The organism is Methylacidiphilum kamchatkense Kam1, from assembly GCF_007475525.1.
GTDB classification, from domain to species: domain Bacteria; phylum Verrucomicrobiota; class Verrucomicrobiia; order Methylacidiphilales; family Methylacidiphilaceae; genus Methylacidiphilum; species Methylacidiphilum kamchatkense.
This window is the reverse complement of record NZ_CP037899.1, coordinates 2,129,233-2,145,887: the sequence shown is the minus strand read 5'-3', so window position 1 is coordinate 2,145,887 and position 16,655 is coordinate 2,129,233. Positions and strand designations below refer to the sequence as shown.

At 39.3% G+C, this 16,655-nt stretch carries 15 protein-coding genes; 12 read left to right on the top strand and 3 right to left on the bottom strand.

Features of this window, described 5'->3' with window-relative positions; translation table 11 throughout:
* The first annotated feature begins 19 nt into the window (after window positions 1–19).
* Both thrB and kam1_RS09800 read left to right on the top strand, forming a co-directional pair.
* Window positions 20–901 (top strand): homoserine kinase, encoded by an 882-nt coding sequence (gene thrB / locus kam1_RS09805; protein WP_039721467.1) that lies wholly within the window; start codon window positions 20–22, stop codon window positions 899–901.
* A gap of 380 nt (window positions 902–1,281) precedes the next feature.
* On the top strand, window positions 1,282–1,680 hold the full coding sequence (locus kam1_RS09800; RefSeq protein ID WP_143958426.1) for a cytochrome C: 399 nt from the start codon (window positions 1,282–1,284) through the stop codon (window positions 1,678–1,680).
* A 52-nt stretch (window positions 1,681–1,732) separates the two neighbouring features.
* Here the strand turns inward: kam1_RS09800 and kam1_RS09795 are convergent, their stop codons facing one another.
* Window positions 1,733–2,677 carry a histone deacetylase family protein gene (locus kam1_RS09795; RefSeq protein WP_039721465.1) on the bottom strand — a complete coding sequence of 315 codons (945 nt, stop codon included), beginning with the start codon at window positions 2,675–2,677 and terminating at the stop codon, window positions 1,733–1,735.
* 71 nt (window positions 2,678–2,748) lie between these two features.
* On the opposite strand from kam1_RS09795, the gene kam1_RS09790 reads away from it, so the two are divergent.
* Together kam1_RS09790 and kam1_RS09785 are read left to right on the top strand one after the other, a co-directional pair.
* Entirely contained in the window at window positions 2,749–3,597 is an 849-nt protein-coding gene (locus tag kam1_RS09790) for an MqnA/MqnD/SBP family protein (RefSeq protein WP_039721464.1), read from the top strand.
* A gap of 60 nt (window positions 3,598–3,657) precedes the next feature.
* On the top strand, window positions 3,658–4,452 hold the full coding sequence (locus kam1_RS09785; RefSeq protein WP_039721463.1) for a thiazole synthase: 795 nt from the start codon (window positions 3,658–3,660) through the stop codon (window positions 4,450–4,452).
* 85 nt (window positions 4,453–4,537) lie between these two features.
* Here the strand turns inward: kam1_RS09785 and dnaB are convergent, their stop codons facing one another.
* Window positions 4,538–5,944: a replicative DNA helicase gene (gene dnaB / locus kam1_RS09780; RefSeq protein ID WP_235277228.1), complete on the bottom strand. Its 1,407-nt coding sequence runs from the start codon at window positions 5,942–5,944 to the stop codon at window positions 4,538–4,540.
* A 245-nt stretch (window positions 5,945–6,189) separates the two neighbouring features.
* Here dnaB and mnmG point away from each other — a divergent pair, with 245 nt between their 5' ends.
* The 4 genes from mnmG to kam1_RS09760 all read left to right on the top strand — a co-directional run bounded on the left by mnmG (window position 6,190) and on the right by kam1_RS09760 (window position 11,067).
* Window positions 6,190–8,049 carry a tRNA uridine-5-carboxymethylaminomethyl(34) synthesis enzyme MnmG gene (mnmG, locus tag kam1_RS09775; RefSeq protein ID WP_039721462.1) on the top strand — a complete coding sequence of 620 codons (1,860 nt, stop codon included), beginning with the start codon at window positions 6,190–6,192 and terminating at the stop codon, window positions 8,047–8,049.
* Window positions 8,050–8,132: 83 nt separating this feature from the next.
* On the top strand, window positions 8,133–8,894 hold the full coding sequence (locus tag kam1_RS09770) for a rhodanese-like domain-containing protein (RefSeq protein WP_143958425.1): 762 nt from the start codon (window positions 8,133–8,135) through the stop codon (window positions 8,892–8,894).
* Window positions 8,895–8,956: 62 nt separating this feature from the next.
* The gene (locus kam1_RS09765) at window positions 8,957–9,610 is read left to right on the top strand and encodes a ComEC/Rec2 family competence protein (RefSeq protein ID WP_143958424.1); all 654 of its coding nucleotides are present in this window, start codon (window positions 8,957–8,959) and stop codon (window positions 9,608–9,610) included.
* A 68-nt stretch (window positions 9,611–9,678) separates the two neighbouring features.
* The gene (locus tag kam1_RS09760) at window positions 9,679–11,067 is read left to right on the top strand and encodes a ComEC/Rec2 family competence protein (protein ID WP_039721460.1); all 1,389 of its coding nucleotides are present in this window, start codon (window positions 9,679–9,681) and stop codon (window positions 11,065–11,067) included.
* 2 nt (window positions 11,068–11,069) lie between these two features.
* Here kam1_RS09760 and kam1_RS09755 read toward each other — a convergent pair whose 3' ends face one another.
* Complete coding sequence (locus tag kam1_RS09755; RefSeq protein ID WP_039721459.1) at window positions 11,070–12,068, bottom strand: L-histidine N(alpha)-methyltransferase; 999 nt, start codon at window positions 12,066–12,068, stop codon at window positions 11,070–11,072.
* 71 nt (window positions 12,069–12,139) lie between these two features.
* Between kam1_RS09755 and kam1_RS09750 the strand changes: the two genes are divergently transcribed.
* The 4 genes from kam1_RS09750 (at window position 12,140) to rfbA (ending at window position 16,197) form a co-directional block, all read left to right on the top strand.
* On the top strand, window positions 12,140–12,868 hold the full coding sequence (locus tag kam1_RS09750) for an SDR family NAD(P)-dependent oxidoreductase (protein WP_039721458.1): 729 nt from the start codon (window positions 12,140–12,142) through the stop codon (window positions 12,866–12,868).
* A gap of 46 nt (window positions 12,869–12,914) precedes the next feature.
* Complete coding sequence (locus kam1_RS09745; protein ID WP_039721457.1) at window positions 12,915–13,517, top strand: riboflavin synthase; 603 nt, start codon at window positions 12,915–12,917, stop codon at window positions 13,515–13,517.
* A gap of 655 nt (window positions 13,518–14,172) precedes the next feature.
* Window positions 14,173–15,261: a dTDP-glucose 4,6-dehydratase gene (gene rfbB, locus kam1_RS09740; protein WP_039721456.1), complete on the top strand. Its 1,089-nt coding sequence runs from the start codon at window positions 14,173–14,175 to the stop codon at window positions 15,259–15,261.
* Between the two features lie 48 nt (window positions 15,262–15,309).
* Complete coding sequence (gene rfbA, locus kam1_RS09735; protein ID WP_039721455.1) at window positions 15,310–16,197, top strand: glucose-1-phosphate thymidylyltransferase RfbA; 888 nt, start codon at window positions 15,310–15,312, stop codon at window positions 16,195–16,197.
* The last annotated feature ends 458 nt before the right edge of the window (window positions 16,198–16,655 follow it).

Sequence of the window (16,655 nt, the reverse complement as noted above, 5' to 3'; positions counted from 1 at the left end):
TTTTTGACGGATACTATCAGTGAGAGCAACCAATCATAAAAACCGATGGTTAGTCAAAGTCCCTGCGACAACCACAAATTTTGGTCCTGGTTTCGATACTTTCGGAGCTGCTCTTAGTCTATATAATGAATTTATTATTGAAGCAATCGACGATTCTCTTTCTTCTCCTGATCCCCCTCATCCAATGGTTTTTGAAACAGTTAAGGCTTTTGAAAAGAAAATTCAATCTGCTTCAATTCCTTTTAAATGGACTGTTAAATCACAAATCCCTCAAGCCCGTGGGCTTGGGAGCAGTGCATCCATCCGTTTAGGGATCTTGGCTGGTTTGAATGCGCTCTCAGGCAATCCTTTAAATAGAGAAGAACTTCTAGAGATCGCTTCGGAACTTGAGGGACATCCAGATAATGTTACTCCTGCTCTTTTCGGAGGATTTACCATATGTGGTCCAGCCAAAATGTTACGATGCCGGATTGAAAGTAAGCTTTTTTTCGTTGCATTTGTGCCTCAAATCGAAATACCCACGGAGTCATCCAGACGCATCCTGCCTGCGGAAATTAAATTAAAGGAAGCTATCCAGAATCTGCAACGCGCCACTTTAATGGCAATTTGCTTTTTTGAAAAGAAATATGAAACTCTTTCAGGATTGTTTGTCGATTATTTTCATGAACCATATCGACTTCCTGCTATTCCTTTTTGGGAAAAACTTAGGGATACCTCTTTAAAAGCCGGTGCTTTGGGATTTTATTTGAGTGGATCAGGTTCTACGTTGATGTCCCTTGCTTATAAAAATCCAACCAACGTGGTTCAAGCCTTAAAAGAAGAATTATTAAAGCTGGCTATTCCTGGAGAAATCTTAGTTTTAAAACCTGATAACTTAGGTTTACGTATTACTCATTGCTAAATCGGCTAAGTCTTTATTGGAAAAATAAATAAAAAACTCTTGTATAGGGTACAATTGTAAGGAATACTCAAAAAACAGGGTCAAACAACTAGATTTGATCTCTGCTTCAAGAAACCAACAACCAAGAATATTATCAACATATTATAATACCAATTGATTTGTACTTGAGATAGCAATACGACTTGCCTACTTATAAGAAAATCAAGCAAGTGGTTGAAACCGGTGAAGGAAATAGTTTTGGTTTGTTTGCTAAGCCTCTTTATACTTTGCCAGTTAATGGGAGCAGAAGAAGAGCTTTATTTAGCTCCACTATCTAAAGAAGAGCTTTCTCAGTCTCAGCCTCCCCCGTAAAACAAATCTCCAATACAAAGACCGGAGAAATGATTCAACATGGAAAGTATTTGGTGGAAGCAGTGGCCCTATGTGCGGAGTGTCATACCCCTAGAGATAGAAATGGACAACTCATTATGGATAAATGGCTTCAAGGTTCTCCTTTACAATGGGTGGAACAATCCGGACAAAAAGAATGGGCTTCGTATGCTGGATCCCTAGTTGGTTTGCCTGAGGGATGGAAAGAGTCAGATATGGTACAGTATCTGGAAACAGGCATACTACCTAGAGGCGGCTATTCCAGACTGCCAATGCCTCCCTATCGAATGAGCCACAAAGATGCCCTGGCCATTACCCTTTATTTGGAGAGTTTAAGTGAGCAAAATACTAATATTAAAAGAGATGCTTTTAATAAATCTGAGAGTGATCTTCCACCTATTGAAAAATAATAAGTTATAGAATAAATAGTGACTATAAAATAGGTATATATATACAGGACAATTAAGGGCTTGAAAGAACTTTTAAATGACTTTTAATGGAGTTATATAGACTTTCCGTATTATATCCTCCTTCCAAAACAGATATTATTTTGCCTTCACAATGCTTTTGTGCAGCATTTTTAAGAAGTTGGGTCATTGTTTCATACCCCTGCTCTGTGAGACAGATTTCTCCTAATGGATCGTCTTTATGTGCATCGAAACCAGCAGAAACAAAAATGATTTCCGGTTTGTACTTATCAATAGCTGGAAGGACTTTTGCATGAAAAGCTTCTTCATATTCTTTGTCCGTAGCTCCCCTATGCATACATATATTCATTGTATAGCCTTCTCCTGCGCCTTTCCCAATTTCGCTTGCTTTTCCAGTTCCAGGATAATATGGAAATTGGTGCAAGCTAATAAAATAAACTTGGGGATCTTCATAGAAAATATCTTGCGTGCCATTCCCATGATGCACATCCCAGTCTAAGATTAAAATTCTCTTTATCCCATAATTTTTTATTGCGTAGCGGGCAGCAATTCCAACGGTATTAAATATGCAAAAGCCCATAGCGGAGTTAGGAAGCGCATGGTGTCCGGGAGGTCTCACTAAGCAAAAGGCATTTTTTATTTGCTTAGTAATCACTTTATCGACAGCTTCTAAAGCTGCACCAACAGCTAATAAAGCAACCTCAAAGGAAGGACCATGGGCAAAAGTGTCTCCCCAATCTAATAAAACCATAGGACCGATTTGTGTTTTTTTTACTTTTTCTACATACTCTGGGGTATGAACGGATAATACCCAATCTAAAGAGGCCGGCGAAGGTTCAATCCAGAGCAGTGAATCACCAAAGGCATCTTTGAGTTTTGGAAGAACAGAACTGATACGTGTAGGAGCGTCTGGATGTCCAGAGGGCGGTGCATGCAGGGCAAATTTTTCGCTTGTTATTATAGCTGTTTTTAAATCCATACCTAAGAATTATTCTATATTTCTCTGTTGAAGCAAGCATGAAGAATGTTAACATCTCAAAAGGATTAAATATGAATTTCATCGAAATTACTTTAGGTCATTCGCCGGATGCTGACGACGCATTTATGTTTTATGCCATTTCAAAGAAGAAAATCTCCACCCAGAACTATGTGTTTAAGGAGCTGATAGTAGACATTGAAACACTAAATAATTTAGCTTTTTCTGAAATGATTGATCTAACAGCCTTGTCCATCTATGCGTATTGTAAGGTGGCAAAAAACTATCTGCTTATGTCTTGTGGGGCAAGTATGGGCGAAGGCTATGGACCAAGACTCATCGCAAAACAATACTTTGATAAGAAGGATATGGTGCGGAAAAAAATAGCGGTACCAGGTTTGCATACTAGCGCTTGTTTGGCTCTCTCCTTATATTTTGAGAAAAAACCAGCAGAGTTAAATCTTTTAGTCTGTCCATTTGATAAAATATTTGATGTGGTTAAAAGTGGATCAGCCGATGTAGGCTTGATCATCCATGAAGGGCAGCTTGCTTACGTATTGGAAGGCTTGGTATTATGTGAGGATTTGGGAAAGTGGTGGAAAAAGAGCACTGGATTACCATTACCACTTGGGGGGAATGCTATACGCCGTTCCTTGGGAATGGATAGGTGTAGAGAGTTGCAATCGATTGTCAAAGAAAGTATCCGGTGGGCATTGCAGAACCGTGACGAAGCTATTAGCTATGCAAGAAAGTATAGTAGGGGGAGCCAAGATTCAATGATCGATGAATTTGTAGGAATGTATGTTAATGAAAGGACGTTAGATTATGGGCCAGAAGGGAAGGCAGCTGTTTCTGAGTTTATTGAAAGAGGCAAATCTCTTGGAGTTGTGGATCAGAATATGAAAATTGAATTTGTCGAATGAAAAACTCTTAGGATTTTATATCAGCTTTTGCAATAAAGCTCTTATGTTGGATATTAAACCATGGATGGTATAGCTACAACGAGTGATTTTGTCATTGCAGGCAAGCATTTTCAATCGCGTCTTCTTATTGGGACTGGAAAGTTTGGTTCTCATTTGCAAATGGCTCAAGCATTGGAAGCTAGTGGGAGTCAAATTGTAACGGTTGCTTTGAGAAGAGTGGAAATTGGTTCCCCTAAAAAAGAAGAGGACATCCTGTCTTTCATTGATTCAGAAAAATATCTGATAGTCATTAATACGAGTGGAGCGATGGATGCTGAAGAGGCGATACGAATAGCAAAAATCGCTGAAAAAGCAGGTTTACCCAAATGGATAAAACTTGAAATCCATCCTGATCCTCGGTATTTGTTGCCCGATCCGATTGAGACTCTGAAGGCTGCGGAGCGGTTAGTTAAAGATGGCTTTGTCGTCTTGCCTTATATTAATGCAGATCCGGTGCTTGCAAAAAGACTAGAAGAAGTTGGCTCCGCTGCCGTTATGCCCCTTGGCTCTCCTATTGGTTCGATGAGAGGATTAGAAACTAGATCCCAGCTTGAAATTATTATAGAACAGGCAAATGTGCCGGTGATTATTGATGCTGGAATTGGAAAGCCTTCACATGCAGCATTGGCCATGGAAATGGGTGCTGATGGAGTGCTTATTAATACGGCAATTGCTATTGCTGAGGATCCCCTTCAAATGGCTGTGGCTTTTAAAAATGCGGTGGTAGCCGGAAGAATTGCTTATGAGTATGGATCTGGACAAGCCTCTAAATTTGCGGTGGCCACAAGCCCAATAGAATCTTTTCTTTGGAAATAACTGTAGTCGACGTAAGTAACTACCTATCCCTCATATGGCTATATCCTTCCAAGCACAACTAGGCGGGCAAGCTTATTCCTTTCTTTTACACATAGGACTGCTCTATTTCGTGTCGCAAGGGATCTTCGAATCGGGTATAGGGAGCATTAAATAAAACTTCGATTTTATCTGTTGGTCCATTTCTTTGTTTGGCAACATGAATAAGGTAGGGAATTTTGGTCATATCCGTTACTGAATCGGACTCCAGTCTATGGAGAAGAATAACTACATCGGCATCTTGTTCAATAGCACCAGATTCTCTTAAATGATGAAGGGCCGGCTCACTTCTTCCCTCTTCCATTCTTCGGTTTAATTGAGCTAAAACAATGATGGGAATATTCAGTTCTTTGGCTAAGGCTTTAATGCCTCTAGATATTTCTGAAATCTCGACCTGTCTATTTTCTTTGGCTTGCTGTGAGTCCGAATGTAAAAGCTGCAAGTAATCAATGATAATGAGATCTACTCCAAACTGATTTTTCATTCTTCTCGCTTTGGCTCGTAACTGATGAATGGTTAAATCACTAGAATCATCAATGTAGAATGGCCACTCTTTAGCATCATCAGCAAGCATTTTTAATTTTTCGAGGCTTGCAGGCTCTAGTTCTCCTCGTCGTATTTTTTGAAGACTTTCACTGCCTATGGCAGCTAATAGTCTAAGCATGATCTGTACGGCCGTCATTTCCAAGCTGAAAAATCCTACTGAATAGCCAGGTTTAATCCAGAGATCTCTGGTTTGATCGTATCTTTCTTTTAAAGCACGACAAGCAAAGGTCAGTCCCAGGGCTGTTTTCCCCACACCAGGTCTAGCTGCTAAAACAATCATGTCTCCATTTTGCCATCCTGTCGTAATTTGGTCCAAGTGATGAAATCCAGTTGGGATGCCAAATAATCTGCCTTTTCTTTTATGAAAGCAATCGATGAGTTCTATCGCTTTTTGAATCTCAACAGATGCCTTGACAGTGGATCGACTCACTGCAAGGTCAGTTATTTCAAAAATCTGTTTTTCTGCTTGGTCAAGGACTTGGGAAACAGAGTGAGAATTTTCATAAATGTTTTGTACGATAGTTAAGGCTGCAGAATGGAGACGACGCAAAATACTTTTTTCCTTGAGTATTTTGATATAAGATTCGAGGTTAAGATGGGTGGCAAATGAAGCGACTAAATCAGCCAGAAGAGCCGCTCCCCCAATTTTTTCATCTAGGTGGTGATCAACTAGATACTGGTGAACTGTTGTTAGATCAATAGCGATATTTTTTGCATGTAATTCACTGATAGCTTCATACAAAATCCGATGAGCGGGAATATAGAAATCTTCAACTGTTAATCGTTCCCTGATCTGATCGAAAACCAATTCAGGATTTGTCAGCATTAATCCTAGCAAAGCTTTTTCAGCTTCAATACTAAAAAGAGCAGGAATCGCTTCTTTGATTGTATCGACCCCTTTTCTTTTCATATTTTTAGTCATATCTATTATTTCATAGTGAAGGAGGAGCACAAAAGACAAGCATATTTTCTTAGAGATAAAAGAATATGTCTTTTATGATGAAGAAGATACTACAGTACAAACTCTTTCTTGAACCTTCTCAAAAGATCATTACAGTATCCTGAGTCTTCTGGTAGTAGCCTATTTTCTTTGAAGGGGATAATAAGTAGATTGCTTGTGATGGATGACTTATCAATAGGGGTTGTAGAAAGAAGATGGAATACACAAAAACATACGATGTTATTGTTGTTGGAGCAGGACATGCGGGAGTCGAAGCCGCATTGGCTTCTTCGCGCATGGGCTGTCGCACCCTGTTGTTGACAATGAATCTTGATACTATTGGACAGATGTCTTGCAATCCGTCGATTGGAGGCATTGGAAAGGGACATTTAGTAAGAGAAATTGATGCCCTTGGTGGCGAAATGGCGATCAATACAGATCTTACGGGCATTCAGTTTAGAATGCTCAATCTGAGAAAAGGTTATAGTGTTCAAGCCCCTCGAGCGCAATGCGATAAAAAGGCCTATCAATTTCGGCTAAAAGCTGTATGTGAAAGAACGCCTTTATTAGATTTATTTCAAGCTTCGGTTGCTGATCTCATTGTCAATGAAGATAGAGTCAAGGGGGTTATCACAGAACTAGGAATGATCATCCATAGCTCGGCAGTTATTATTACTACGGGTACTTTTTTGAAGGGCTTATTACATGTTGGGAGAAGCAAGAAGATGGGAGGCAGAATGGGTGAGTCCTCTAGTGGTTTATCTGAAATCCTAAAAAAATATGGATTTGAAGTCGGCCGATTAAAAACTGGGACCCCGCCAAGGATTAATGGAAAGACTATCGATTTTTCTAAGTGTATCCTACAGCCTGGAGACTTTCCTCCTCCTCATTTTTCTTTTGCCTTACCAGATATAGATATGGAAAAGGAAGGACTTTTTACACTCAATCAATGGAAGGATGGAATGTTCCACGTGGAACAATTATCTTGTGCTATAACCTATACCAATGCAAAAACTCATGAAATCATCAAGGAAAACCTAGATAAATCCCCATTGTATTGTGGAGAAATTCAAGGCATTGGACCAAGATATTGCCCATCCATAGAAGATAAAATTGTTCGTTTTGCCGACAAAGAACGGCATCAAATTTTTTTGGAACCAGAAGGCAAACATACAGAAGAGTACTATGTGAATGGCTGTTCGACCAGTTTACCATATGAAGTCCAAGACCAATTCATCCACACCATTGCAGGTTTAGAAAAATGTCAGATCATTAGACCTGGATATGCCGTTGAATACGATTATTGTCCCGCTACTCAGATCTATCCAACATTGGAAACGAAGAACATTTCAGGTCTCTTTTTTGCGGGTCAGATTAATGGAACAACTGGATATGAAGAAGCCGCCGCTCAAGGGTTACTTGCAGGGATTAATGCAGCCAGAAAGATCCAAAATCGTCCCCCATTAGTCTTGGGAAGGGACCAAGCCTATATAGGGGTATTAATTGATGATTTAACAACCAAGCCTATCAGAGAACCCTATAGGATTTTTACTTCGAGAGCTGAGCATCGGCTGTTGCTTCGCCAAGACAATGCCGATTTGCGTCTGACAGAAATAGGTTATGAAATTGGATTGGTATCTAAGGCCAGAGCGATACGTTTAGAGGAAAAAAAGAGACTCATTGAAGAGACGTTTCAGAAAGTAAGAAAGTATCGATACAATGGAATGAGTTGTGAAGATATGCTGAAGCGGCCGGAATACTCATGGAAAGACCTTCCGGAGGAGTTTCAAAAGATTCCCAAAGAAGTAGCTTTGCATATCGAATGTGAAATCAAATATGCGGGGTATATTGCCCGGGAAAAAGAATCGATTTTGAAGAGTCACAAGCTAGAAGAAACTTTGATTCCTGCAAATATCGATTATGAAAAAATTCCAGGGTTAAAACAAGAGGCTAGGGAAAAACTTATGAAGATAAGGCCATTGACTTTTGGGCAAGCTTCAAGAATTCCGGGAGTCAATCCAACGGATGTCTCCATTTTAATTGTATGGTCTAAGAAAAAAGCAGCATTGAGTTGATTGTTTTTTTGAGTCTTAAACACAGTGGATCTAATGGTTTTTAGGTTCTTAGTTTGCTTTGGGGAAATGCTAAGGATAAAAAAATGAATAATGAAATGAAGGCAAACAAGAACAATCCATTGCCCCATTCTCGGTTCAATGCCTATTTAGAAAAAATTACAAGAAGGCTAAAAAGCATTACGCTAAAGAATACTTTTTCAGATTTACAAAATAAAAGTGGCCTTGTAATTGATGTTCGGAAAAAGGAAGATTGGTTTATGGGGCATATTCCAGGGGCTATTTGGATTGAGAGATCAAAGCTAGAAAAAGAAGTAGAAAATATTGTACCACAGTTGGAAAGCAAAATCATTTGTTATGGAGAAGATGGGGCGCAATCCATTTTGGCTGCCTATACGCTGAATGAAATGGGTTACCTAAATACCTATTGGATGGAAAAAGGATGGGAAGGGTGGAAAGAAAGGAAATATCCTATCAGTACTGCCGATGGGATAGAAATGAGAGATCCCTTAGAAAAATTAGGGGGTATTTGTTATTTGCCCAGACTTTTTGATAAAATAAAGGGGCTATATTCTTCGAAACTGCCTCCTACAGAATATCTCCAGGACGATTGGGACAAGGCCATTCTCGAACTACTCTGTATCGATGCCACACTTCTTGAACAGGTATGCGTTAGCTCGGAAAATGAGCAGAAGTTTTTGATGGAGTTAAAAAAAATTCTTGGTCCTTCGTGGCCAAGTCAGCATATGATTGATCAATTTAACGAAAGATGTCAATTAAGAAAAATGGTAGGATTTCAGAAGCCACAATTCTGGTTTTGGAGAGCAGATAAAAAAACAAAAAAATAATTTCACATTTTCCACATTATATCCATTCCCTTCGCCCTACGGAATTAATAAAAAGCGAGGAAATGGTATTCGAAGCACAAAACGAGGGAATGGATAGGAAAGAGAAGGAAAAGGTTCCTCTTTTTTTCCCTGCTATTATCTTTGCTACAGGTTGTTATCTTGGTGCTCAAGGAACGTTCAATGTAGGACTTCTTCTGGGCAGCCTGGTTTTTTCCCTATCTTTGTGGCGTCAAGCTAGTCGCAATCGGCTCTTTAGCGAAATGTTTTGTCTTTGTAGCCTTTTTCTTCTCGGACTACTCAATTGTAGCGTCCATAGGTATCTGGCAGAAAAAGAAATGGTCATGCTTCACGAAAAGTTGGCAGCGTTCCAAAGTCTCCATTGCTTAGGCTATGTGTCCAGTTTCCCTCAACAAAAAGAGAGAGCCACCTGTTTTCTTTTGAATCTCAAGGCAATCGCATCTGGGGAGAAGTGGTTCCCAATGAAGGGGAAAGTCTTATGTAGAGTGGAAGATTGGCAGGGTACAATCCATCTTGGACAGCTAATTACGGTAAGTGGAAAAATAATTTTGCCACATAAAAAGAGTAATGCTGGAGAAGTCGACTTTTACAACTATATGGTGGAAAAAGGAATAAGTTTTGAATTGTTAAGTAAGGATAAGTTTTTTTTTACACGGATGATTCCAATAAGAGCCTTGGGTCTTGGATCGAGAAAATAAGAAAAAAGGTAAAAAAGAATCTTTCCCTTGGTATTGAAGATCCTAAAGCCCATTCGCTGCTCTGTGGAATGATTTATGGGGATGTTTCTGGACTTGACCAAGAGGATGCTTTAGCTTTCAAACGAGCCGGGACTTATCATTTGTTTGCCGTCAGCGGTCAGAATGTAGGAATAATGCTAGGGTTTTGGATCCTTTTGTTACAATATACAGGAAACAATCGATGGAAATATTCGCTCGTTTTTATTCCAGTCCTTTTTGTTTTTAGTATGGTATCTGGAAGCAGTGCCAGTGTTCTCCGTGCTTTCTCCGCTGCTGTTTATTGTACCATCGGTTGGTTTCTCAGAAGGAAGGTTAGCGGGCTTAATTGCTGGGCTTTTACTCTTCTTCTGTTCTTGCTTTTTGAGCCTCTTTCCATAATGGATGCAAGTTTAGAACTTTCTTATTCAGTTGTTTTGGCATTATTGCTTCTTTCAAAGCCACTTTTTCAGTTATTTTATAGTTTTTTTAAATTGGATCCTTATTTGCCTTTGGAACTGGCACCGGTAGGCAAGCAAGTTATTGATCGGATTGGAAAATCCTTTTGCCTTCTTTTATCAACTTCACTCTCCGCTTGGCTAGGAGCCTGGCCATGGGAGTTTTGCATCTTTCATTCCATCTGCTGGTTAGGGATTTTCTACAACATCATAGCGGTTCCTATTGCTGAAATTATCGTACTGCTAGGTTCTCTGGCAGCGGTGGGTGGTTTTGTTTCAGGTTTGTTGGCTTCCATGTTAAACAAAATTACATATATGTTCCTGGTGGTATTACTAGCAGTGGTTCATTCGTCTACCAAAATTCCAGGAGCAATACTTTCCGTACCAGATCTGAAAATCTTATCCCATCCTTTTGACTCATGGCTGTATGTAGCCCATGCACAATCCGGTTATTTTTTAGCAATACAAAATAAGAAAAATTATTTCATAGTTAATTCCTTACAGCCATGGGAAGAAGAGCGTCTCCTGCCAATCCTACAAAAAGCTTTATTTTTTCCGTACAACTCCCCCTCTTTAACATTCCGAAATGGAGAATGGTTCTATAATGAAAAGTCGATAGGTAACCAATGGTGGACGGGACAAGAAGATCCCGAAGGCTTGCGGTTGTTCTTTCGAGGGACCAATCGAGGGGAGATACAATGTTTAATAGGAATAAAAAATAAAAAAATATTTTTTCGATCGCTTTCTACTTATAACTATTCATCCATCAACGACTTACAAATAGACTTATTGATTGAGCAATCGCTAGGGTCCCGCCAAAACCATCGACTGCCATTTTCCTCTTTTATTAGAACCACTTATGGAAGGAGTCAATTTTCAGTAAATGCTGTGCCCTTTTATGTAGATTCTTCAAAATCATATTATAGAGAAGGAATATGGGTGTTTGTAGGAAAAGAAAAACTACAAATAATAGCAGAAAAATAAGCCTAATTAGTTGGCATTTTGTGTTGTAAAAGCCAAATCCCTTCTTCTTTATTGTGGAATATCCAACGAGCAAGCACCTTGTAATGCCATTTTGAAAAAAACTCCTCCAGTCTTTCAACTGTAAACCGATAGCTATAAAATAGGCGCAATGGCTTTCCTTTGCTTATCGGCACTTCCTTGCCGCTACCCACAGGGATTGACCCATTTTCCTTCCAATATACCGTTGCTTCAATTCGAAAGAAATTGTTCTCCATTCCGATGGAAATGTTAAACAACTCCGTTTTATCCTCAATTCCCCAATCCCGGAGGATTTCTGTCAACCATAAACGAGTTTCGGCATTGTCGTATTGATCAAGAACTGATTCAATGCCTTCAAGATAATCTTCAGTAGATTCGGTTTTGACTGGTGCCAAATGAGCGCTTAAAACTAAATAATCATTTGGTGAAAGGACTGATTCGAGGCTTCTGAAAAGCAAAAAAGGATCAATATTGGGTAGGATTCCAAAAAGGGTAAAAATTCTTCGTCCCATATGATCTGTTTGCAAAGCTTCGAGTGTGTCTTTCCAAAGAATGTCGGATAAAATGGGTGTTATTTTCTCTTTGTTGATTGGACAATGGATACAGGCTTCAAGAAGAAGTTGTAAACTTGTATCGATGCAAATCCAGCGCAACTCGCTGGCGATCACTATCAGTTCATTAAGAAAAATATGATCTTTTTCTCCTGTTCCACATCCCAAACTAATAAGTTCATAGGGAAGGGATGCCTGTAGATAGGGGATAATATTCTTCAGTGTATCTTTATAAAATTGATACCCTTGTGCATCTTTAAAAGGGGAATAACGTTCGAAGACCCTTTTCCATAGAAAAGATTGCCATGCTGTCGAATAGTGAAAAATAGGGTCTATTTCACCACGTACAAGACAGTTATATTTTCTTTCTTCCCATGCTGATAAGGAATGGGAAAGAAAAACTTGAATAGGAAAATATGGAATAGACTTCATCGAAATAAAATGAATAAACTGTTTTTTCTTTACAATGAGTAAAAGGAAAATTTCTTCATAACCACATTGCTATGATAGGAAAAGAGAAAGTCGTTTTGGTCACTGGGGGGGCTAAAGGATTAGGTGCTTATTTATGCCGTAAGCTTAGCTCGGAAAATTGGAGTGTCGTCATCCACTACTACAAAAGCGAAGAGCAAGCCTTTGCTTTGGAAAAGGAATTAGAAAAGGAAGGGAAAAAGGCGCTCACGGTTCAAGCAGACCTTTCAAAACAGAATGAAGCAAGGGGAATTATTGACAAAATTAGGACAGTTTTTGGAAGACTGGATGCGGTCATCAATAATTCTGGTGTCTATGATGCCGTTCCTCTAGAATTAACAGAAGAAAAGGATTGGTTTCGGGGAATTAATTCTACAGCTAGTGCAGTCTTATTTACCACGCTTGCCTCATTGCCTCTTTTAAGGCTTTCAGGCAGAGGAAGGATTGTTAATATAGGCGATTCGAGTTGTGACCGAATCGGAAGCAGAGAAATGGCACTCGGATATCATTTAGGCAAAATAGGAGTGTATCTTTTAACCAAATCCTTCGCTAGGGAAAATGCGCGTTATGGCATCACCGTTAATGTCGTTTCTCCAGGTTATCTTGAAAACAGCCAAGGACTTCCCCCACTCAGTAAAATTCCAGCTGGCCGATATGGTACCTTTGAAGACATATGGCGTGGAGTAAAATTTTTTTTGGATGAAAAACAGAGCTATATCACGGGTTCGCATCTCATTGTAAGCGGAGGATGGAATCTTCGATGAGGGATTGAATAAAGTTTAAAAGGAAAAGAAACTATTAGGGTTTAAGATGTTCACGGGGATAATCGAATCGGTGGGAATCGTTGAGCGGGTCCCTGATTCAAAAAACAAAACGCTCAGCATCAAAGCAGGATGTCTTTCTGCTGAATTGAAACTAGGAATGAGCCTTGCAGTCAATGGCTGCTGTCTAACTGTTACGCAGATGGTTGAAGAGGAGGTGCAGTTTTTTATTCTTGAAGAAACTTTACGTGCTACAACCTTGGGAGAATTGAAAATGGGAGACGTAGTGAATTTGGAGCTTCCTCTAAGAATGAGCGATCGGTTCGGGGGCCATTTTGTTACAGGCCATGTGGATTGTAAACAAACCATATGTGCGATCGAAAAATTAGGAGAGGAAAAAGAGATATGGATACATTATCCTTCCTTTGCTAAATGCTATATGGTTCCTAAAGGCTCAATTGCCGTTGAAGGGATCAGTCTGACTATAGGGAAGATAACTAACGAAAGTTTTTGTGTTTGGATCACTCCCTTTACTTTAAACCATACAAATTTAAGGACCAAAAGACCGGGAGACAATGTCAACCTGGAGTTTGATCTTTTGGCAAAATACGCTCAAAAAATCATAAAAGAACGGATGGGCACTAATTACTGAATTGTTATGAAAGGGTAGGGATCTCCTCTCAATGGAGATGGGTGAAGGGGTTAGCTGGAAGCATAGTATTTGCCATCTCATAAAGAAGGAACTCAGCGGACTGCGCATTTGTTGTTTCTGATGAGAAAGTCGATTCAGTTTTGGAAGCATTCTTTCTGTTTACGCGAAGTCTATCCTCGAGAAGTTTTAGTAGGAATTCCACTGCTCATAATGGTGGAGCTACCACACAACGATACCCTTTGTTTCTTTCCATTTTCATGATCAATAATTGGAAGTGAAATAGAGGCTGTATTCAAAGATGAATGACTTGCGAGTACTTTCTATGACAGCTCTTCATAACGGTACTTTTCGATCCATATGCAATAATAGGCAATTTGATAGGTGTCCATATAGATGCTTCTTTTAGCAAGCCAAGAACAACTTCCGTATAAAATCATATTTTAATATTAAAAAAGCAAAAGGCCTCTCTTTGCCTATGATAGCGTTGATTTCTTAGCTGTTTCAAAAAGTGAATTTTCTGGAAAAAGGCCAAGGGATGCTTTTCTTGAAAGTCTCAAATGAATGCTTTACAACTATCTTTCCCATGGTATATAAGTTAGGGTTCTCGCTCTGAAGCCTTATTTCAACATAAAATACAACATAAGGAATCTTTGTAATGAAAATTCTTGTTACTGGTGGGGCGGGTTTTATCGGATCCAATTTTTGTGAGTATTGTTTTTCAAATGAGCCATCAAGCATTGTAGAAAAAATAATCGTTATCGATAAGCTTGGCTATTCTGGATCGATCGAAAATATAAAAGAACTTCAAAAAAGAGATAATTTTGTATTTATTCAAGCTGATATTTGTGATCAAGAACTAATCTCTAATATCCTATTTGAGGAAAAGATTAACGCAATTATTCATTTTGCAGCAGAATCGCATGTGGATCGATCGATCGATAATCCAGAAATTTTTGTCCAATCCAATGTTCTTGGGACCTTCAAACTTTTGGAGAGTTCCTTCCACTATGTGACCTCTCTTTCTAGAAAAGAGAGGGATAAATTTCGGTTTGTACACATTTCAACAGATGAAGTCTATGGTTCCATTCCATTGGAGGCTCCACCTGTAAAAGAGGGGGGAGTATATGATCCTTCCAGTCCCTATTCAGCCTCAAAAGCAGCTTCAGATCATTTTGTCCTTGCCTATCATAAGACCTATGGATTTCCGGCGATGGTCACTCATAGTTCCAATAACTATGGACCTCGACAACATCCAGAAAAAATGATTCCACATATGATTTGCAATGCGTTAGAGGAAAAGGAACTCCCTGTGTATGGGAAAGGGTTGAATATTAGAGATTGGATCTATGTCGATGATCATTGTGCGGGCATATGGAAAGTTCTAAATCGAGGAAGGCTGGGAGAAGTTTATCATATAGCAAAAGGAAGAGGAGTGACCAATTTAGAACTTGTTCAAAAAATATGCTCCCAATTAGATGAACTCTTTCCAAGATCTTCTGGCAGAAAGTATGCTGAGCTCATACGTTTTGTAACTGATAGACCGGGTCATGATTTAAGATATGCCATCGATGTCGCCAAGATGAAAAATGAATTGGGATGGGAAGCTCAGGTAGAATTGGAGGAGGGATTGCAAAAAACGATTTTATGGTATGTCCAACATAAAGATTGGATTCGGTCAGTATTGGATAGAGGTTATCTATTAAAAAGACAAGGACTCTATCGATCTGTAGTGAATAGTACATAAAGTTGGATTTTCTAGAATCGAACGAAAAGAACAAAGAATGGGGAAATTATGGAAAGATGTGGTATTGTTCTTGCTGGAGGAACTGGAAGCAGGCTTTATCCAGTGACTGTATCTCTTAGCAAACAACTGCTTCCAATTCATGACAAGCCGATGATCTACTATCCTATTTCCATATTGATGTTGGCAAACATTAGAGACATACTGTTGATTTCAACTCCGCGTGACATAGGCTTGTTTGAAAGGCTTTTGGGAGATGGCTCACAATTCGGACTCCATTTTAGCTATGCGGTACAGCCTTATCCTAATGGACTTGCCGAAGCCTACCTTATTGGTGAGAAATTTCTCAACGGAAGACCTTCTTGTTTGGTACTTGGTGACAATTTATTATATGGACACAGCTTAAGTGCAACTTTAAACAAAGCAGCCCAAAAAACACATGGGGCTACAATATTTGGTTATCATGTTTCGAACCCTTCTGCTTATGGCGTTGTGGAATTCGACCAATCAATGAAAGTTGTGTCGATAGAAGAAAAACCTGCCAAACCGAAATCTTCCTTTGCAGTGCCAGGGATCTATTTTTATGACGGTAGGGCATCTTTTTTTGCTAGCCAACTGAAGCCATCGGCTAGAGGAGAGTTGGAGATAACCGACCTTAATAAGAAATACCTAGAAGAGGGCAGTCTTGAGGTTGAGTTGTTAGGAAGAGGGATAGCTTGGTTGGATACAGGTACTCATGATCTGCTCTATGATGCTTCACTATTTGTGAAAACCATAGAGCAAAGGCAAGGATTAAAAATTGGCTGCCTAGAAGAGATAGCCTACCACAAAGGATGGATTGGGCCTAAAGAGCTTCATTCTCAGATAGAGAAAATGGGGAATTCCACCTATTCAGCTTACCTTCGTCATCTGCTAGAAATTCCAAGATCAGCTGTTTAAATGTCGTTTAATAGAAACCAAGCCAAACCATATCTTAATTTTTGAACATGAATCAAAAAGTAATAGGTTCGATTCAGCTCTAAAAAGCAACGAAATCAATTTTTCTTTGCAGAGAGGATAAAAGGGCAGAACAACCGCCAGCTGCCAATAATAGGCACTCGCCCATTCTTCATTAAGCTACAAAATAATAGTAGGTGCTTGGCATTCTAAATTTGTCGCACATGAATTAAGAATTTGGACAATTGAGGACCGGCATAACCATCCCCCTATCCGATGATGCAACAATCTTCGGACTTGGTAGATCAATTGTTTCTTTTTGGGAAATTTCTCTTAAGCGGCTATATTTTATCGGTACTGTTTAGGTGTTCTTAGAGAGGGAATTCAATATAGGGATAGAGTGCCTTTGCGTCATGAAGAAGGAGCAACTTTTGAATTTGTGGCTAAAAAGAAAAGTCAAG